General features: G+C 37.7%; 11 protein-coding genes. 2 read left to right on the top strand and 9 right to left on the bottom strand.

Annotated features, from left to right (window positions below):
* The 4 genes from B5488_RS14125 to B5488_RS14110 all read right to left on the bottom strand — a co-directional run bounded on the left by B5488_RS14125 (position 1) and on the right by B5488_RS14110 (position 7,960).
* Positions 1-1,581 carry an arabinan endo-1,5-alpha-L-arabinosidase gene (locus B5488_RS14125; protein ID WP_231919742.1) on the bottom strand — a complete coding sequence of 527 codons (1,581 nt, stop codon included), beginning with the start codon at positions 1,579-1,581 and terminating at the stop codon, positions 1-3.
* 113 nt (positions 1,582-1,694) lie between these two features.
* Complete coding sequence (locus tag B5488_RS14120) at positions 1,695-3,239, bottom strand: alpha-N-arabinofuranosidase (RefSeq protein WP_079735855.1); 1,545 nt, start codon at positions 3,237-3,239, stop codon at positions 1,695-1,697.
* Positions 3,240-3,299: 60 nt separating this feature from the next.
* A complete protein-coding gene (locus B5488_RS14115) occupies positions 3,300-4,868 on the bottom strand; it encodes a RagB/SusD family nutrient uptake outer membrane protein (RefSeq protein WP_079735854.1) in 1,569 nt (522 codons plus the stop codon).
* A gap of 11 nt (positions 4,869-4,879) precedes the next feature.
* The gene (locus tag B5488_RS14110) at positions 4,880-7,960 is read right to left on the bottom strand and encodes a SusC/RagA family TonB-linked outer membrane protein (protein WP_231919741.1); all 3,081 of its coding nucleotides are present in this window, start codon (positions 7,958-7,960) and stop codon (positions 4,880-4,882) included.
* A gap of 233 nt (positions 7,961-8,193) precedes the next feature.
* On the opposite strand from B5488_RS14110, the gene B5488_RS14105 reads away from it, so the two are divergent.
* Complete coding sequence (locus tag B5488_RS14105) at positions 8,194-8,883, top strand: NUDIX hydrolase (RefSeq protein ID WP_079735853.1); 690 nt, start codon at positions 8,194-8,196, stop codon at positions 8,881-8,883.
* A gap of 315 nt (positions 8,884-9,198) precedes the next feature.
* Positions 9,199-13,260, top strand: coding sequence for a hybrid sensor histidine kinase/response regulator transcription factor (locus B5488_RS14100; RefSeq protein ID WP_079735852.1), 4,062 nt, complete (start codon positions 9,199-9,201; stop codon positions 13,258-13,260).
* A 159-nt stretch (positions 13,261-13,419) separates the two neighbouring features.
* Here B5488_RS14100 and B5488_RS14095 read toward each other — a convergent pair whose 3' ends face one another.
* The 5 genes from B5488_RS14095 to B5488_RS14075 are packed head-to-tail and all read right to left on the bottom strand — an operon-like array spanning position 13,420 to position 20,431.
* Entirely contained in the window at positions 13,420-14,535 is a 1,116-nt protein-coding gene (locus B5488_RS14095) for an alpha/beta hydrolase-fold protein (RefSeq protein ID WP_079735851.1), read from the bottom strand.
* A 55-nt stretch (positions 14,536-14,590) separates the two neighbouring features.
* Complete coding sequence (locus tag B5488_RS14090; protein WP_079735850.1) at positions 14,591-16,507, bottom strand: alpha/beta hydrolase-fold protein; 1,917 nt, start codon at positions 16,505-16,507, stop codon at positions 14,591-14,593.
* Between the two features lie 27 nt (positions 16,508-16,534).
* Entirely contained in the window at positions 16,535-17,356 is an 822-nt protein-coding gene (locus tag B5488_RS14085; RefSeq protein ID WP_079735849.1) for a sialate O-acetylesterase, read from the bottom strand.
* A 19-nt stretch (positions 17,357-17,375) separates the two neighbouring features.
* Entirely contained in the window at positions 17,376-18,683 is a 1,308-nt protein-coding gene (locus tag B5488_RS14080; RefSeq protein ID WP_079735848.1) for a glycosyl hydrolase family 8, read from the bottom strand.
* 41 nt (positions 18,684-18,724) lie between these two features.
* Complete coding sequence (locus B5488_RS14075) at positions 18,725-20,431, bottom strand: glycoside hydrolase family 43 protein (RefSeq protein WP_079735847.1); 1,707 nt, start codon at positions 20,429-20,431, stop codon at positions 18,725-18,727.
* Positions 20,432-20,495: the final 64 nt, after the last annotated feature.

Below are 20,495 nucleotides of genomic sequence, written 5' to 3'. Positions count from 1 at the left end.
TTATTTTTTACCCCAAAGGGAACGACCCGCTTCATTAAGGCCTGTAAATGTTATTGTGGTTCTTCTGGGTGAAGCTTCCCAGTCCCAGGCGTCATCTACTATCAACTCGATATCGTTAACAGTTAATATTCCTGAACTTTCATCAAAAGACCAGGAACCATTTATAGCCCCGGTAAGTGTATTATCTTCATGAAAAACCACTTCTGATGATTCCTGAATATTTCTATACTCATACTCCAGGGTAATTACTTCCCAGGTACCCTGGATATCTTCTCCAGTGATTTCTGTATCAGGTACATCAGCATAACGCTGAGGAGCGACTACAGGCCAGCCATCACTGGTCCATTCTATTTTTCTTACGTGACCCATCATAACCGCATTAGATGCATTTATACCTGGAACACCTTCAGGCAACCGCCCTTGAGAAGAATAAAACCATTGGTTAGATTCGGGATCCTGAAATACAGATGGATGGGATATACCTACCCATCCCGGGTGACCATCAAAAGCATAAGGATGCGTTATCATTGGCCAGGCTTCTGCACCTTCGGTTACATTTGCACCATCTATACCCACATACGGGCCTTCAATATTTTCTGAACGAGCAACTCGAGTATTATAAGCTACCGAAAGTTCATCATAAGCTAAAAACAAATAGTAAAATCCGGTTTCTTCATTATAAATAATCTCTGGAGCCTCGAGACCCTGCCACCTATTATTGTTTACATTTCCGCGACCGGCAATTCTAGAACCATAATCTTCAAGATCATTAAGCTCATTTGGTTTTCCTGTTTCAGCGTTTAATTGTACGGCGGCAATACCCGAATGCCAGGATCCATAAATTAGCCAATGCTCTCCATTGGGAGTTTCAATAAAACTTGGGTCTATGGCATTAAATTTAAAGTAGCCACTCCAGTCGTCTCCACCATCGCGTTCATAAGTTTCTACACCATCTGGCACCGAACTTACCACCATACCTTTATCTTCCCAGTTATTTGAGGAAAGATCTGTACTTTCAGCAAGGCCTATAAAAGCCCTTTCTGTCCAGGAGGTGTTAGGATCTGTACCTACTATTGGATTTGTAATTACCACACTATAATACAAACGATAAGTACTCCCTGTTTTTTGAATATGGGGTGCCCAAAAACCATAATTTGGATTTTCTATGGGATCCAGAGGCGGATCCATTTGTGCCCTTTTACTGTTTAAAGAATCTTTGATCCAGGCAGGTGCTTCAGAAAAAACAGCGCCCATAAATTCCCATTCAACCAAATCTTTAGATCTGCGTGCGGGGAAATGACCATTTCCTTCGTGGGCATTACCATAGGACGCATCGGTTTGGTACATATAAAAATACTCACCATCTTTCTCAACCGTAGGGTCATGTACGTTAGCCAGATTCCATTGTACCCTGTCCTGCCAGGAAGCTATCCCGGTATAATTATCGGCATAGGTTGGCCCTGGAAAATCATCTTCTGTACCGGGATCAATATCATCGTTATCTTCTTCAATAACATCATCTGTAAAATCTGTATCGTCTTCAGAACACCCAACAAGGGTAATGCCAGCAGAAAAAGTCAAAAAGAATATTAAAAATCGTAGAAACATTGTCCTTTTCATCATCCTCGGTTTTATATTAATATTTTAGACCTCATAATATCTATTTTACAAGGTATTATGAGGTCCTTTTTAAATTATTCCTGCTTCAACACAACAACTGAGAATGGAGGTAGGGTTACCTCCAGTGTTCCTCTTCTAAGTTTAAAATCTTTGAATTCCTTTACTACAATATTATCTGGATTATCAAAAGTATTGTGATCCTGCAGTTCTGCAGAACTCAATATTTCGGCTGTCATATTTTCTACATCCAAAGCGTCAACATCTATTTCCACTTTATTCTCTTTTTCTGCATCAATATTAACGAGAGAAATATTAACATTCCCTGCATCATTCCTGGAAGCAGACATTGAAATTGCCGGTAAACTTTCACCGTTATAAGTATAATTAGGAGACTCAAATTCTACGGATAATAATTTGGTGTCGTGATGTACGGTATACATTTTTAACACGTGATAAGTTGGCGTTAAAAGCATTTTTTCACCTTCAGTTAAAGCAACGGCCTGTAATACGTTTACTGTCTGCGCCAGGTTCCCCATTTTCACCCTGTCACTTTCATTATTAAAAATATTAAGGGTAACACCTGCAATCATCGCATCTCTCATTGAATTCTGTTGATAAAGGAACCCAGGATTAGTACCTTCTTCTACGTCATACCAGGCACCCCATTCATCTACAATAAGGTCAATTTCATTTTCAGGATCGTATTTATCCATAATATCGGTATGTTTATCAATAAGTTCCTGCATCCATAAAGCCGTTTTCATCGTAGAGAAATACTGCGCCTCGTTAAAATCTGTTGCAGATCCTTTATCCTGCCATTCCACAAAAGAATATGAATGTAAGGCAACTCCCTCTATAAGATGCTTGGGAATATCTCTCATAAGTACCTCGGTCCAGTGATAATCGTCCTGATTTGCTCCGGAAGCTATTCTATACAAATTATTTTCATTCTCCCAGCTGGTCATAAAAGTGGCATACTGCCGATAAAGATTGGCATAATACTCGGGAGTCATATTTCCACCACAACCCCACATTTCATTTCCAACACCCCAATATTTCACATTCCAGGGTTGTTCTCTGCCGTTTTCTTTTCTTAAATCGGCCATAGGGCTACCTTCAGCGTGATTAACATACTGAATCCAGTCGCTGAATTCTTGTACCGTACCGCTTCCTACATTAGCGGCCAGGTATGGTTCTGCACCAAGTTCTTCACAAAGATTTAAAAAATCATGTGTTCCAAAACTGTTATCTTCTGTAACTCCTCCCCACCAGGCATTTACAATGCTAGGTCTTTCTTCTTTGGGACCAATACCGTCTTTCCAGTGGTAGGTATCTGCAAAACAACCGCCTGGCCATCTAAGGTTAGGAATTTGAATATCTTTTAAAGCTTCAATAATATCGGTTCTAACACCATCCTTATTAGGGATTTCGCTGTCTTCACCAACATATATTCCGTCATATATAGAACGGCCAAGATGTTCTGCAAAATGGCCGTAAATATGTTTACTGATTATTGGGGCATCTTCAGTTTCTTCTACTGTAATACTGGTTTGTCCATAAAATAAATTTGGCAAACAGAAGATCCCGATTAATACTGTGAATAATGAATATTTTTTCATCTTATTTTGTTTTATTAAACCAGCAAACCTCCTAAGAAGAAAGTTTGCTGATATGGCTAATTAATTTGCTGAATTTGGTTCAAGATTTGGATTAACATCTAACTCACTTTGAGGAATAGGAAGATATTCTTTTCCTGGAGACCAGGTGTCGAATTCACTATCGTGAGCTCTTAATTCTGAGAGTTTTGCATCATCATACAACCATCCCCATCTAATAATATCGTGTATTCTCATTCCTTCTATTGCGAACTCCAGGGCACGCTCATGAGCTATTTGTTCTCTCATTTGCTCTTGTGTTAAACCTGGCTTAGTTTCACGAAGATCTGGTAAATTGGCTCTATCCCTAACTTCCTGAATGTATTCGTAAGCATCCTCGGTTTGTCCCATCTCATTTAAAGCTTCTGCATACATCAACAATACATCTGCATACCTCATCACCCTATAATTAATTTCAGATCTTTCTACACCACCCTGGCTTTCGGTATCAAAGCCGAAACCGTCATGGGTGTATTTTCTTGGGTAAATAGCATCTTCAGCATGAGGCCACGGCGTGCCATTATATACAGTAGTTGAATTGGCCTCCGGTTCATATGAAGCTATACTTACCAGCAAACGAGGATCTATACCACCGTCTACCGTTTCTTCAGATTTATATTTTTCATATATCCAGCGGGTTGGTAAAAAATCTGAATACCCATAGCCATCCATAGCATAGGTATGCCCTACAGATGATACCTGCATCCAGGCAGCTGAAGGTTCTCCGCCATAATTCATAACAGTTCCCCCAACCTCATCGGTTCCTGCAAATTGAACTTCAAAAAGGGATTCATCATTATTTTCATTAAAAGGACCAAAATTGTCTTTATAATTATTTACTAGTCTATAAATGTTTACTTCGGGGCCATCAATAAGCTTTTGAAACTCTGCAGCCGCCAGGCTCCATTCTTCAGAATAAAGATAAGCTTTACCTAGAAAACCTGTAGCGGCTCCTTTTGTAGCTCTACCTACCTGCCCTTGATCTGCTCCTGAAATATTAGTATAATCTACCGGTAAACGTGACTGGGCTTCCTGGAAATCGGAAATTATTTGATTCCAAATAGCTTCTTCTGAAGCGGTTGGCGGATAATATTCTTCTTCACTCTGAGCTACAGAAAGTATTAGCGGCACCCTCTCAAAATTATTTTTCAGGTTAAAATATGCTAATCCTCTTAGAAAATAGGCCTGCCCTATAACTCGCTCTTTTACAGCTTCGTCCATTTCTATTTCAGGCACTCTTTTCAAAATTTGATTTACCCTAAAAACCTGTTGGTAATAGGCAGACCACATCCATTGAATAGGTCCTGAAGTAGGTAAAATTGTAAAGTTAGAAATCTGCATTAGATCGGGCCATGGAGTGTCTCCTAGAAAATCATCTCCCCGCCCATCATTTAGCGCAGGTGTCATTCTCATATAATACCCATCAATTAGCAAACTATTATAGGCTGCATTTATTCCGGCAATAGCCTGTTCCTCATCGGCCCAATATTCAACAGCAGTCATACTATTGGGGTTGTTCAATTCTAGTTCTTCGTCACATCCCGAAATTAAGATGCCCAGAAAAAATATGATTAAAAGATTTTTTATTTTCATAATTCAGGTTTTTAAAATGATAAGTCTACGCCTAACATAAATGTTCTTGGTTTCGGGTAAGTACCGTTATCAAATCCGGGTTCAAATACTCCGGAGTTGAAATCAGGGTTAAATCCATCATAATACTGAAAAGTATATAGATTTTGAACTGTCGCATAAATTCTTGCAGAATTCAAAGCATCTTCAAAAAGACCCTGTGGCAAACTATAACCTAAGGACAAAGTATTTATTCTTAAGTAATCGCCTTTTTGTAACCAACCCGGTCTATTGGAATCTCTTGCATTATTATTGGGGTCGTTTGCTACTACTCGAGGGATATTTGTATCGGTATTTTGAGGTGTCCACCTGTCTAAAATGTCTTCGTGAGCATTTATAAATCCTGTAGATAACATTAAAGATCTGTACAACCTGCTATTTATATAATAACCCGCTGCACCTGATGCAAACATTGTTAAGTCAAAATTCTTATACTGTGCAGTAAAATTTAAGCCGTAAGTAACACTTGGTATTGCACTACCTAAAAAGGTTCTATCATTCGCATCAATTACGCCATCGTCGTTTATATCTGCAAATCTCACATCTCCTGCTGAAGTTGCTGCATTTTGAAATGCGTGTTCTTCTATTTCTTGTGCTGACTGAAAAATTCCGTCGTACACAAAACCGAAATGTTCTCCTACTTCTCCACCAACCTGAGTTCGCGATCCTACACCAGCAATTGGCTCATCACTTCCGCCTAAAGCTAAAACTTCATTTTTTATCGTACTGGCATTGGCAGAAATATCGAATGAAAAATCTTCTTCATTGTTATAATGATACGTGATCTGAGCATCAAACCCTGAGTTTTTTAAACTACCGGCATTTATTGTTGGCGCAGTGTTAATTGATCCTGTAGAGGCGGGAATTGGCACCCCAACCAATACATCGTTTGTTTCTTTATCGTAATATTCTAAAGTTAAATCAATTTTATTATTAAAAAGAGAAACATCCATACCTAAGTTTAAAGAGGTAGTGGTTTCCCATTTAATATCTTCAGCAATAATACTGGTTTGCAGACCTCCTAATACCCGGTTACCTCCAAAATTATAAGGTATATTCCTGTTTATAACTGCCTGATACAAGTAATCACCAATATTTTGATTTCCTAGTTCACCGTAACTCGCTCTAAACTTTAATTGATTTACTTCGGGAACATTAAAGAAATCTTCATTAGAAAGTCTCCATCCTAATGCTACTGATGGGAAAGTACCATACCTGTTAGCAGGAGCAAAACGAGAAGAACCGTCTCTTCTAACTGTTGCAGTTAATAGGTACCTGTCATCAAAATTATAATTTAACCTTCCAAAATAAGAAGCCAGGGAACTATAAAATTCCTGTCCTCCTACGGTTTGATTACTACCGTTTGATAATACCGGATAATACGGTTTAGGTAAACTTTCAGAATGAGCCTGTCTTTGCACTGTAGAATTCTTTTGATAAGTTTGACCTAAAAGTACGTCTACACCATGTTTGCCAAATTCCTTCTTATAATTTAATGTATTTTCAATCAAGGCTACAGTATAGATACTAGAGTTATCGTCCAGTAAAGAACGACCTGAACCAAAGAAATATCCCATTTGAAATTCTGGAGTGAAAGAGAAACTTCTTACGTGAGTTTTATCATAACTTGTATTGAGCTTATAAGTAAGCTCGTGCCCGTCCCTATCTAATAATTTAAGTTCAGGATTAACAATTGCGAAAATCCTATCTACCTCTACCGTGTTGGTAAACAAACTATTAATTCCAGGTACGTTAAGGATTATTTCCTGGTGTATTTCTGAAGAAGTTCCGGCATATCCGCCTTCGTTATTTTCATCATAAATTCCCAGGGTTGGGATAGCGTTTACCAGGTCATTAATTAATGGTGGCCTTCCACCGGTTAAAATATCACCTCTAAAAGTTAAGGAATTTTCAAAACTATGAGTATAATATAAAGATGGAGATATTTTGAAAATACCTTTTTCCATCGTAGTATTTATACGTCCAGAATATCTCTCATAATCAGGGCCATTCCCTACAAAAACCCCTTCGTTATTAAAATAATCCAGGGAAGCATTATAAGTTATATTATCACCACCTCCAGAAAAATTGAGGTTATGGTTTTGTCTACTTCCCGACTTTAATCCTACTTCCTGCCAATCTGTATCAATATTATCAACAAAAAGATCAGAACCTGGGTCGTTACCAGGAATAAGAGGTAAGCCGGCGTTAGTCCTTTTTTCATTTGAAATCATCTGGTAATCTTCCCTTCCCAAAACCGGAATATCCTGTGCTACTTCATCTATACCATAGTAACCACTATATTCTATTTGTAAAGGAGTGTTCTTTTTTCCACTTTTTGTAGTTATAATAACCACACCGTTAGCGGCCCTTGAACCATAAATAGCACCTGCAGATGCATCTTTAAGCACTTCAATAGATGCTATATCGTTAGGGTTAAAATCCCTGATTGAAGTTCCCACCGGCACTCCATCTACAATGTATAAAGGCTGATTGTCTCCAAAGGTAGCCACCCCACGTATTCTAACGTTTCCTCCAGCTCCTGGCTCGCCATTACTGGTAACGGTAACCCCGGCAGTTCTACCTTGCAGCATCCGCGAAACATCGTTGTTTGATTGTTTCTGAATTTCTTCTGCATCTATAGAAGCTACAGAACCGGTTACATCCTGTCTACGTTGAGTTCCATAACCAACAACTACCACATCGTCCAGAGAGGCATAGTCTTCAGCAAGTACAATGTCAATATTAAATTGACCATTTACCGAAACTATTTTTGACTCAAAGCCTATATAGGAAAAATTTAAAACGGCATCCTCTGGGAGCGAAATGGAATATCTACCATCCATATCTGTAACAACCCCATTAGAAGTACCTTCTTCAATAACATTCACCCCAGGCAAAGGAAGATTTTCTCCTTTTGAGGTCACGATACCAGTAACTGTAATGTTTTCCTGGGCCATCAAAGCCGATCCTGAAAACAACAGTACGAGAAAAGTTAACATAAAACGTTTTCGTAATAATGGTAACTTATCATAATAAGAATTTGCGTTATTCATAAGATAAGATTAAAAATTAATTAAGTGTGTTTTTTACATTTCCAAATGTAATTAAATTTTTAGCAAGAAACCAAATAAATTTTAGTGATATTCTCAAAATAAGCACTGAGATGTGATGTAGACTACAATTAGGAATTTTTACGGCGTTAAAATTTTAACAAGAAAGCTCGAGCTACATGATAGTCTTTTTAAATACTTTTATAATTTAGCTGAATAGCTAATCGATTAATTTTATGGGCCCTAATTATCAAACCGAAGACAAGGTTCTTCTGGCAGTAGATTGTATAATATTTGGTTTTGATGAGGAAGATTTAAAAATCTTACTGATTAAAAGAAATTTTGAACCCGAAAAAGGAAAATGGTCGTTGATGGGAGGTTTTCTTAAAAGAAAAGAAAACCTAAACGTGGCTGCGAACCGCATCCTCTACCAACTTACGGGGTTTGAACAAATTTATATGGAGCAGCTATATGCTTTTAGTGAAGTAGACCGGGATCCTGCAGAGCGAACCATATCGGTAGCCTATTTTGCCCTCATAAATATTAAAGAGCATGACAAAGCTTTAATTGATAAGCATTCGGCCCAATGGTTTAGTGTCACAGAACTTCCCGAACTTATTTTTGACCATTCTGAAATGATCTCAAAAGCAATAAGAAGATTACGCTATAAAACTTCTAAAAAGCCGATTGGTTTTGAACTTCTACCCGAAAAATTTACGATGCGCCAGCTTCAAAAACTTTACGAATCTATTCTTGGAGAAAAACTGGACAAACGCAATTTTATCAATAAAATAAATGCCCTGGATATTTTGATAAAATTGGAAGAAAAGGATATGAATTCTTCCCGGAAGGGTTCTTTTCTATACAAGTTTGATGCAGAGAAGTATCAGCAAAAAGTGGAAGAAGGCTTTTCTTTTAAATTATAATTCAGCAAGAATTACTAAATACTCTTCCTTTAAATTTCTACAATAAAAAATCCTTTTGAGAGTAGTTTTATCGAACTTAATGAATAATCAACCGTAAAATTGAAATTAAAACTTTTCTCCCAAAAGGATAGAATTAGTAGTTATTGGTACAATATTTTTATTAATCTGTAATAGATTGCTAAATTAAGAAAAAAATTATAACTTGTGGTCACAGAAACCATAAGTTTTTATTCTGCACTAGTTTTAATTATTAAAATTCTAATTTTAATAATTCTGAAAAAATCTTATACCTAAAAAAGTTACCAGGAGGTCTATATGAAAGAACCAAAATTTAAAATAGCTCTTTTAAAAAGATGCTATCTATTTTTAACGTTTATTCTATTATTCCCAATCTTTACCTCTGCCCAGGTAGGCAATTTATTTTCTACCGATGCAGAACTTTCCAGTAGTTTAATAAATCAAATCTTTCAGGATAACAAAGGATATATCTGGATGGCTACCGAAGATGGATTAGACAGGTATGATGGCGCAAAATTTTCTATATATAAACAAGACAAAGAGGATTCTACTTCGATCTTAAATAATTATGTAAAATCTATATTTCAGGATAGCCACGGGACTTTATATTTCGGTTTTTTTAATGGCCTACAATATTTTGATCACGCTACCGAGAAATTCCATGAAATTCTATTACTAACAGAAGACAACACTCATTATCCCGCCCACGTCACCTCAATGCTCGAAAGGGAAAATGGAGAAATTTTAATAGGCACATCTGGCCAGGGAATTTTAAAGTTAACGCAGGAGAATGGTAAACCCGTGGCCCGTAAATTTCCTGAAATGGTTCCCAGTTCCTTTCTGGAAAAGATTTTTGAGGATCAAAATGAAAATTTATGGGCTCTTAGCCAGGATAAAGGCCTATTTAAAATTGCCCCTTCAGGAGAAATTACAGAATATTTTAATGAAAATGACTATGAAACACAAATTTCCAGTATTGCTGAAGATCAAAAAGGTAAGCTGTATGTTGGAAGTTTAAGCAAAGGGCTGTTTAACTATAACCGGGAAAAAGATAATTTTAATTTTATAGAAGATTCTAAAAACCTACCGGTAAAAACGCTTTATGTAAACAAAGAGAATGAAGTTTTGGTGGGTACCGATGGGATGGGTTTAAAAATCTATGATCCTGTAAAAGAAAAAATGAGTGTAAACGATTTTAGCATTGCTAATTTCGATTTTGAGAAAACTAAAGTCCACTCGATAATGCGGGATAAAGCCGATAATCTTTGGCTTGGTATTTATCAAAAGGGAGTTTTATTAATACCCGATAAGGCCAATAATTTTAATTATATAGGATACCAATCTGTAAAAAACAACATAATAGGTTCTAACAGTGTAGTGTCTATATTTAAAGACAGGCAGGATATTCTATGGGTAGGCACAGATGGAGATGGGCTATATGGTATAACCGAAGAAAAGAAACAGCGTTTTCATTTGGGTAATAATGGCATACAAGGCTCGGCCAGCATTATGAGTATTTACCAGGATTCAGATAACGAATTATGGGTTGGTACTTATCTTAATGGTTTGGCAAAAGTGGACCGAAAAAGCAAGGATTTAAAATATATTGAACCCCTAAAAGACGAACAGAATAATACTGTTGAACGCATTTATAGTATTACTGAAGACAGGCAAAAAAACCTCTGGATTGGCACCCTGGGATTCGGACTTTATTCCTATAATCTTGAAACCAACGAAAGAACAAATCATAATACTATTGAGGATGGCGCCCCTTATGACCAATTGCACAATAAATGGATAAATTGTTTACTCCTATCCAATACAAACAAGCTTTATATAGGAACTTATGATGGTCTTGCCACCCTTGATTTGGAGAAAAGCAGCTATTTAAATCATAAAGGGCAAAATCACATTTTAACCAATAAAATTGTTTACAGCCTTTATGAAGATGAAGAAAACAATTTATGGATTGGCACTTCAGAAGGTTTATTTTACAAACCTAAAAATGATACAATCACCCAAATCTACGCTACAAAACAGGGCCTACCAAGTGATGTAATAAGTGCTATAGAAGCAGATAGCGACAACAATCTTTGGATAAGCACCAATAATGGTATTTCTAAATTCGAACTTGAATCTAAAGAGTTTAAAAATTATTATTTCCGCGATGGGCTTCAGGGAAATGAATTCAATAAAAATGCCTCCTATTCTGAAAATAATGGTCGTTTATACTTTGGAAGTACCAATGGAGTTACTTTTTTTGACCCTTCAGAAATAACTTCAACAGGCAGTAACGTAGACCTGAGAATTACCGGATTTTATCTTCAGGACGAACCGGTGAAAAAAGGAATGAAATCTGGTTCATATTCCATTATAGAAAAAGCGATTATTGATGCAGATACTCTTGAACTGGCACATAATGATAACGATTTCAGTATTGAATTTTCCTCATTCGCTTTCAAAAACCAGCAATGGATTACGTACTCCTATTCCCTTAATTCAGAAAGCTGGATAAAATTAAGACCCGGAATGAATACGGTGACCTTTAATAACCTTGAACCGGGAACTTATAATTTTGAAGTGAAGGCCAAAGATTATGGAGAATACTCAAACCAGCAGGAACTTACCATAATTATTCATCCGCCATGGTATTTTTCCAACTGGGCCAAATTAACCTACTTATTGCTGCTTGGTGTCATTTCTTACATTATAGTGCAGGAAGTGTTGCAACGACGCAAAACAAAAAATGAGCTGCAGGAACATTTGCGCGCAGAGCAAATTAACGAGGCTAAGCTCCAGTTTTTAACCAATATTTCCCACGATATAAAAACCCCAATATCCCTTATTATAAATCCGTTAAAAAAGCTTATAAAAACAGATCCGGAAGAAGATCGCCAGAAACTCTATAAGATTATGGAGCGAAATTCTGAACGGATTTTGCATCTTTTAAACCAATTAATTAATGCCCGAAAATTTGACCAGGGAAAAATTGAATTAAAGTTTCAAAAGACAGAAATCATAAGCTTTGTAAAGTCTATAACCTCCCTTTTTGATGATCAAATGGAAAGCAGGGGTATCAAATTCAGTATTAATCATCCAGATTCAGAAATAATAGCTTTTATAGATCCAAATCATTTTGATAAGATAATTCAGAATTTAATTTCAAACGCCATAAAATTTACTCCCCAAAATGGAACTCTTGAAGTGAATATAGACATACACGAAAAAAAGAAGGAATTCTATATCATTGTTAAAGATAATGGGGTAGGTATCAAGGAAAGTGAATTAAATAACGTTTTTAATCGTTTCTACCAGGGCCCAAATAATGAAAGTCGGCAGTTTGAAGGCACAGGTATTGGTCTGCATTTAACCAAATCTATAGCCGAATTACACCACGGCACAGTTAAAGCTGAAAACAATAAAAATCAGGAAGGTTGTAAATTTATAATTAGTGCTCCTTTAGGGAAAGTTCATCTTAAAGAAAAAGAGATTATTTCAGAAGTTCCTTTAGCTACTTACAATAACAATGGAACTCAGGCACTAAATACTATTTATAATGGGGAAGAACAGGAAAGCACTTCAGAAAAAAATAAACCTACGGTGCTAATCGTAGACGATGATAGTGAAATTAGGAATTATATTGCCATAGAATTACAAAGCCATTACAACATTATTAAAAAAGCAAACGGCAAATTAGCGCTTCCCGAAGTGATTAAAAAAGCACCCGACTTAATAATTAGCGATGTGGTAATGCCGGAAATGGACGGGATAACATTAACTCGTAAAATCAAAAAAAATATTCATACCAATCATATCCCTGTAATTCTTTTAACTGGTAAAACCGATAAAGAAACCAACCTGGAAGGGCTGGAAATAGGCGCAGATGCTTATATCAACAAACCCTTCAATATAGATATTTTAAAAAAGACCGTAAAAAACCTAATTAAAAATCGAAATGTTTTAAAGAATACTTATTCCGGAAACCAATTACACGAAGAAAAAATCAAACATATAGATCTAAAATCTGGAGATGAAACCTTAGTAGAAAAATTTATGGAGGTTGTAAATAATAATATTAGCAATCCAAACTTAAATGTAGAAATGGTTGCTTCAGAATTAGGAATAAGTCGGGTTCATCTTTATCGCAAACTAAAACAGCTCACAAACCAATCGGCGGGAGAATTAATCACCAATATTAGATTAAAAGAAGCTGCCAATTTATTAACTTCCAAAAAGATTAATATAGCTGAAGTTGCCTACGCAGTAGGTTTTTCAAGTACTTCTAAATTTTCTACCAAGTTTAAAGACTTGTATGGAATGCCTCCCACAAACTATCGCCAAAAACAAACTCAAACTTAACTGAAAAAGGCTGTCTAAAAAGGTTTTTAAATCATCTTTGAACTTGATTTAGAGTCTAGGATGTTAAAAATCAAAACATTTAGAAACTGAAATCACTTAAGCAAAAGAAATTCTTTTAGACAGCTTTTATTTGATTTAAGAAGAAAACAGAAAAATAATTTATTTCTGCGCTCGAAATAGCAACGGGGCCAGCTGGTATAAGCTGCGACGCCAGGTATGGAATTCGTGAGCTGTTTCTTCAGAAACGTATGAAACTGCATTAAAACCTTCCTTCTGCAATTCTGAAACTGCACTTTTTACCGCATCAGGTCGTTCTTTACTTCCCGTACTTATAAAAATTAATTCTGGTTTGGTTCGGTCCTGAAGTTCCTCGGGTTCATAAATTCCGCCGCTAAACAGGGCGTAGTGCGAAAATACCTCCGGCTTATTTAAAGTTACAAGTTTTGTTTCAAAAGCTCCCATAGAAAGTCCTGCCATTGCACGGTTCTCCTTATCGGCCTTTGTTCTGTAATGAGCATCTATATAAGGAATTAATTCATCTACCAAAACCGTCTGAAAAGGCTGGATATCAAAGTCTCTTAACCCTCCAAATTCTATCTCATTGGTCATACCGTAGGTCATTACAATAATAAAAGGTTTGGTTTCTCCTTCTGCAAGCAGGTTATCTATTATAAGATTGGCGCGACCCTGGTTGGGCCAGGAAGTTTCATTTTCTCCATAACCGTGTTGTAAGTATAAGACCGGATAGCGTTTTTGAGGCTCTAAATCATACTTCGGTGGCGTATAAACAAAAGCGCGCCGCGTAGTATCTGTACTTTTTGAAGAAAAAAGAATTTGTTCAACTTTTCCATGAGGAACATTCTTCAGAGCAAAGAATTCCTGATCGTGAGCCGGTACTTCAATACCGCTGCCCCAGCGATTCGCTCCGAAAAAAAATAAACTCCCCGGATCTGGCACAGAAGCACCATCTATGTTTAATTGATAATAATGAAAACCTTCATCCTGCGGCGCCGACTCACCTGTCCACACCCCTTCTTTATTTTTTGCCATATCGTATTTCACCCCACCAATATCCAGTTGAACCTTTGTGGCTTCAGGAGCAGATATTTGTGTGCGTACCTGTCCCTTTTCGTTAACCATAGGATATTCACTGCCTGGCTGATTTACCGGGGAGGGCTTAAACTCTGCTTCATTGGTCGCCTGCTGGTTTTGCCCAATACAAACCTGTGATAAAAAACCTAATGTTAGAAAGAGTAATAACTTATAGTGTTTCATAATTTATGATTTTAAGTGTTAGTAATTAGATTAGCCAATCCAGGGAAATCCCGCGTTACCTAAACAGAAGCGGTGCAAAGGAATATAGATTGTGGCGCCACACAGGCCAGGTATGCCCGCCGGGATATTCACTATAATCGTACTTTATTCCCATCTCGTCAAATTTGGACATCATCACTTTATTATTATCGTATGCTATGTCTTCCTCGCCGCCCATAGAGATCCAGAAAGACTCCAGGTTATTATTAATGGTAGCTGAATTTTCTTTCATAAAAGCATACTCCGGTTTGGTAAGCTCCGGATTGTCTGTAAACCAGCCAGAGCTAAAAACGCCTAAATGGGAAAACATATCGGTATTATGTATTCCGGCATATAAAGTCTGAAGACCACCCATGGAAAGTCCGGCCAGGGCACGATTCTCATCTCCCGATGCCACACGATAATTATTTTCTACAAACGGAATTACTGCCTGTTTCAGCTCCTGCTCAAAAGTTTGAAGTGATTGCTGAAAAGAATCACGGGAACCCAAATTTCCATCCATCATTACCACCAGCATAGGTTCAGCTTTGTTTTCGGCAATAAGGTTATCCAGAATTAGATCGGCACGTCCCTGGGTAGACCAGCCGCGTTCGTCCTCACCTCCACCGTGCAATAAATATAACACCGGGTAATCTGCATTTGAAGCGTCGTAACCCGGAGGAGCGTAAACATACATTTTTCTCCAGCTGTTGGTTACTTTTGAAAAATAGCGTCTAATTCGTACATCGCCGTGCGGCACCTCTTTCAAAGCGTAAAAATCGCCCTCCCTTGATGGGATTTCAATACCGCTTGCCATACGCCCCATCCCATAAAAGGTTTCGCTTGCAGGATCGGCTACTGCTACGTCATCAATAACCAAAGAATAATAATGAAATCCCTGACCTATAGAATCTGTAGTAACGGTCCAGGTTCCGCTGGAATCCTTTTTCATATCATATTTACGTCCAAGATCAATCTGCATTTTTTTTGCATCAGGTGCATTGATGCGGAAGCTTACACGATTGTCTGGAAGTATTTGCGGATAATCTGCGGAACGAATATTTGTTGAAGCCGGAGTTCCTAAAACAGTATATTCTGAAAAAGATGATTCATCTACCGGTTTAAATAAAAACTGGCTAAACATATAAAGTCCGTTCTTCCAGACTTTAAAATCGTGACCACCGGGTTCCAGATAGTAAATGTGTGGTACTCCCTCCTGAAAAAGATAATTATGAGTCCGCTGGCTGATATTTAGAAGATCGTCCTTATCACCACAAGAAATAAAAAGCAATTCAAGTTTTTCTTCTGCTTTCTGCGGGTTTGGTAATAGCACTTCAGGCTCTTTGGTATTGGGTGCAGCCGAAAAAGCTCCTACCCAGGCAAATTTATCGAGATTACCCAGACCAAAGTTCAGAGATTGCCCACCTCCCATTGAAAGCCCCGCAATGGCCCGACTTTTACGATCTTTCATTACCGGATAGTTCTTTTCAATAAAAGGAATTAGATCATTTAATAAATCTTGTTCAAAACGACTAAAAGCTTCAATTTTATCTGGCGCAAAGATATTGCCTTCGGCACGATCGTTTTTCATCGCCCTTCCGTTAGGCATTACCACTAGCATAGGTTCAAGCCTGTTTTCAGCATAAAGATTATCAAGAATCACCTGCGGATTAGCTCCCTTAAGCCATTCTTTTTCATCTCCGCCAATACCGTGAAGCAGGTATAAAACAGGATACTTTTTCTCTTTTGAAAAACCGGGTGGAGTATAAATTAATGCTTTTCGCGTATTTCCTACAGTTTTAGAAGTATAACTTACCGAATCAATTTTTCCCCGGCTAATGTCGGTTCGTTCCTGATCAAAACCTTTAGGTGCTTCTTTTTGAATCTCCTGAGCCGATGAGGAAAATCCTAACATCAGGAGAATAATAAATAAAAGTGAACTGAATTTTTTCATAGTACTAAAAGTTTAAATTATTATCAATTACTTTAGAAGCGGAAGCATTTTTTCGGCGTAACGTCTCCCCAATTTTCTATATCCAGCTGCTGAAAAATGTAATCCGTCCTCCACGGCTTCACATCCTTCTGAAGAAACTATGTGTGCATTTGGAATTTTCTGTGGAAGCTTTGCAAGTATTTTATTCATACTGGCACATTTACCGCCTTGTTCTTCTGAAACCATTTCTCCCGCAATAAGCGGAACTTCTTCAGCATTTAAATTTAGATCCTTTATTAAATTATCATAAACAGCTTTCACCTTTTCGGGCCACTGCTCATCTCCCGTATTTGATTCTCCCTGGTGTAAAAGGATTCCTTTTATTACTCCCTTTTCCTGGGCCTTTCTCGCCATATCTACTAAATGTCCATAAGGATTCCCGTTGTATTTATTAATTGCGGGCAGCATCCAGCCGGGAGCGTTGGCAACATATTCCTTATAATTTTCTTTATCGAATAATTCAATTTTGCATCCTCCCACGGCAACATTAATCACCCCAATCTTCACATCTTCAGGGAGATTTTGAATCATAGTTCTTCCAAAATAATCGGTTGGAGTTAACCCGGTATCGCACCTTGACAAAGGCGGAACCGCGGTATACCATTTTCCTGCTTCACGCCCAAGTTCAGGACAATCTACACTTTGTAAAACCTGGAATCTTTCATTTTTAAGGGTATCCTGAGGTTCAAATTTGGCGTGCCCTTCCATATTGGATTGACCAAAGCTTAAATAGATATGGAAATTGGAATCCTGTGCAAAACCAACAGGCCCCATTAGTAAAATTGCTATTAGAAAATATATTGTTTTCATATTAGTTTATCAGTCTCATTTAGTTTGTTTGTGGGGTAATAATCTGGTAATTACCACTTAATTGCATAAGGCTAAACAGGTAAAGCAGTCCATCAAAATACGGATCGAAATAACCATCTTCGTAGGGTTCTAATTTGGCATCCCAAATTTCATCAACAAACTTCCAGCCTTTAGGATGGGTAGCCATTAAAGAAGCTGTGCCGGCAGTAGAAATCAGGCCAAGGGAATGCCTTAACTTTTGAAAGCCTCCCGCAGGAAGTATCCAATCTGGAGTTGAGCCATCTATATTATATTGATCTACATAAGTTTCCAGTCCCTCACAGTACAGGAAATTTTGGAATCGCTGTGCATATTGTTGCTGCCATTCCCTGTCTTTAGCATACCAGCTATAATCCATAGCAATATTAAAAGGAACGCGCCAGGAATCATATCTAAACGCATCTCCCATCTTACCGCGGCTATGAGGTTCTCCGCTAAACTCGGCATAATCTGGAGTAAGGCCGGTTTCCGGATGGGTTGCACGGTGTAGAAAAACCCGGGCTGTATCAGCCGTTGCTCTGTAAAATTCCTCACGACCATCATTGGCATATTCTGCCCAAATCTCAAAGAATGCCGGCACATGATAAGAAGGGTCTGTCCAGTCATATCCGCCATCGTGCGGTACAAAGGTTATTTGTTTATGCTCTTCATTAAGTACATTCCTAACGCCATTAGTACCATCTTTGCTCCACATAGCATCCAGAATTCTCCTGGCTTCGGCGTAATAATTTATCCCGGTGTCATTTCCCCAAAGGTTGGAAGCGAAAAGTAATGCAGTTACAAAGAACAATTCCCCATCTGAAGCGGATCCTTCGGCATTCTTTTTACCCGTTTTTGGATCTACACTCCAGGCAAAATAAGCTTCACTGGGTCCTTCCTGGTGCTGCATATATTTTTCAGTCCAGCGCCATAATTTGTCAAAAACTTCTTTTTTATCAAACTGCACCGCAACCATAAGTCCGTAGGATAGACCTTCGGTACGCGCATCTTCATTTTTTAAATCAGAAACATAGGCTAGAGAATCCTCAACTTCAAAGTATACCCTGTTTGGCCCTTCAAATACATCATAATAGGCTTTTTTAAGTTTAGCATCGATTTCAGCTTGCGAATAACCAGCCTCTAAAAAGAGATTTCTATATTCCCCGGTTTCCCAGGCTCCCTTTTCCCAGGTCTGCATTTTTCCACGAGGATCTTCTACTTCTTCATCACAATTTTGTGCTTTTATAGCTCCTGATAATAAGATCAAGCCGATGAAAAATAGCCCTGATAAATAAATTCTTTGCTTCATAATCCTGTATTCTTTTAATGCATATTGCTTTTTTCTGAATGTTATTCGGGAACAGCATCGTTTGCAGATGTTGCATATAAACCTATAAGGGTGCCGGTAAAACCACCTGCAACATTGGTAGATAATATATCACCTGAGACAGTCCCTCCTAAATTCTCAAAACCCTCTCCGTTAAGGGTATAGCTAAACCTGTAATCATCTCCATCTGCTTCTACTCTAAGCTGAATACTTCCTTTAAGTTCTATTTTTTTACTGGCCAATATTTCAGAAGAACCTTTTTCTGTTCTTTCCAGCACTAAATAATGTTCTTTGTCTTTTTTAGTAATACCAAAAACATAATTGAAACCTTCATTTTGTAAAGCGGTGATTCCGGCCAAATCATTTTCAGACTTAGGTTTGTAATCTATAGTAGTTGTAAAAGAAAAATCTTTATGCTGCTGCCTGTGAAAAAGCGTAGAAGTTGGTTTTACTTCTTTTATGTTCACTTCAAAAGGATTAATTTTAAGACCTTTCTTTGTGAATTCGATAAAATCTTCACGCGGACCTCTTAAGCCAATCCAACGATAATCTAGGTTTTTGGAAGAAAAATCTTCGGTATAGGTGAAATTACCATTTGGAAAAAAGTCCCCTTCCCCTGTCTTATTTTCAACACCTTCAGGCATTTCAAGTTTCGGCTCCATTGGAACCAGCCCGTTAACAAAAACGGGGAATTCACCAGACCAATCTACAGGCAGAATAAAAGTTTCTCTACCGGTATTTACCCTGTCTTTTTCATTAGGCCGTATTCCTAAAAACACCCCGTAATATTTATCGTCTGGTCCAACAACCAAATCGGCGTGGCCCGCCCAATCTACTTTGTTTTTCCTGTCTTTTGGAAAATGACGCTGTGTTAAAATAGGATTGTTGGGTGCAGGTTCGTAAGGCCCCATAGGGTTGTCGCTTACAAAAATCACTTCACTATGCCAGCCTCCGGTACCACCTTCAGCACACATTAAGTAATAACGGCCATCTTTTTTATAAATATGCGGTGCTTCAATCCAAATTGGTTTTTTGGAAAGATCTACCCCGCCATTCACAATAATTTTATCGGTACCTTTTATTACCTGATCGTTTTCAACATCATATTCCCATATTTTAATCACACGATGCCCCTGGTACAATTCTTCTCCCTCATTTGGAGCATCATTATGAACTACATAAGCTTTACCGTCGTCATCAAAAAAGATTGCAGGATCTATTCCTGCAAAATCCAATTTAATAGGATCACTCCATCCCTCTTTAGGATCCTGGGTTTTAACTACTATATTGCCGAAACCGCCCGCAAATTGCGTGGTGATCATATAAAAAGTATCATTATGCGGATTATAGCGGATATCTGGTGCATAAATCCCCATACTAATTCCTGTATCGTGCACTTTAAGCTGAGATTTGCGATCCAGCACGTGACCAATTTGCTTCCAGTTTACCAAATCGTTAGAATGGAAAATTGGCACTCCTGGAAACATTGCGAAAGATGAAGCTACTAAATAATAATCATCACCTTTTCGGGCAATGGCCGGATCTGGATACATTCCCTGTAAAATTGGATTGTAGAACTCATTAGGATCCAAAGGATTTTCATTATAGATATCGTCATCACCTTCATATACCACGCTGGAAAATACCGGAATATTTTTTTGGGCATTACAACCGGTAAAAACAAATAAAGCCAAAAAGGCGGTGATTAAAACAACTTGATTTTTTTTCATTTCTTGATTTTCATTTAATTCTTATCGTCCTACTTTAATAAAAGCAGTAATCGCTATTTCATAA

Source organism: Salegentibacter salegens (assembly GCF_900142975.1).
Taxonomy (GTDB): domain Bacteria; phylum Bacteroidota; class Bacteroidia; order Flavobacteriales; family Flavobacteriaceae; genus Salegentibacter; species Salegentibacter salegens.
This window is presented reverse-complemented; position numbering and strand designations above follow the sequence as displayed.

Excerpts from the sequence above, each read along its gene's own strand:
- B5488_RS14110 (WP_231919741.1), bottom strand. The coding sequence starts at position 7,960 with ATGAATAACGCAAATTCTTATTATGATAAGTTACCATTATTACGAAAA.
- B5488_RS14090 (WP_079735850.1), bottom strand. The coding sequence starts at position 16,507 with ATGAAAAAATTCAGTTCACTTTTATTTATTATTCTCCTGATGTTAGGA.
- B5488_RS14085 (WP_079735849.1), bottom strand. The coding sequence starts at position 17,356 with ATGAAAACAATATATTTTCTAATAGCAATTTTACTAATGGGGCCTGTT.
- B5488_RS14075 (WP_079735847.1), bottom strand. The coding sequence starts at position 20,431 with ATGAAAAAAAATCAAGTTGTTTTAATCACCGCCTTTTTGGCTTTATTT.
- B5488_RS14105 (WP_079735853.1), top strand. The coding sequence starts at position 8,194 with ATGGGCCCTAATTATCAAACCGAAGACAAGGTTCTTCTGGCAGTAGAT.
- B5488_RS14100 (WP_079735852.1), top strand. The coding sequence starts at position 9,199 with ATGAAAGAACCAAAATTTAAAATAGCTCTTTTAAAAAGATGCTATCTA.
- B5488_RS14120 (WP_079735855.1), bottom strand. The coding sequence starts at position 3,239 with ATGAAAAAATATTCATTATTCACAGTATTAATCGGGATCTTCTGTTTG.
- B5488_RS14080 (WP_079735848.1), bottom strand. The coding sequence starts at position 18,683 with ATGAAGCAAAGAATTTATTTATCAGGGCTATTTTTCATCGGCTTGATC.
- B5488_RS14095 (WP_079735851.1), bottom strand. The coding sequence starts at position 14,535 with ATGAAACACTATAAGTTATTACTCTTTCTAACATTAGGTTTTTTATCA.
- B5488_RS14115 (WP_079735854.1), bottom strand. The coding sequence starts at position 4,868 with ATGAAAATAAAAAATCTTTTAATCATATTTTTTCTGGGCATCTTAATT.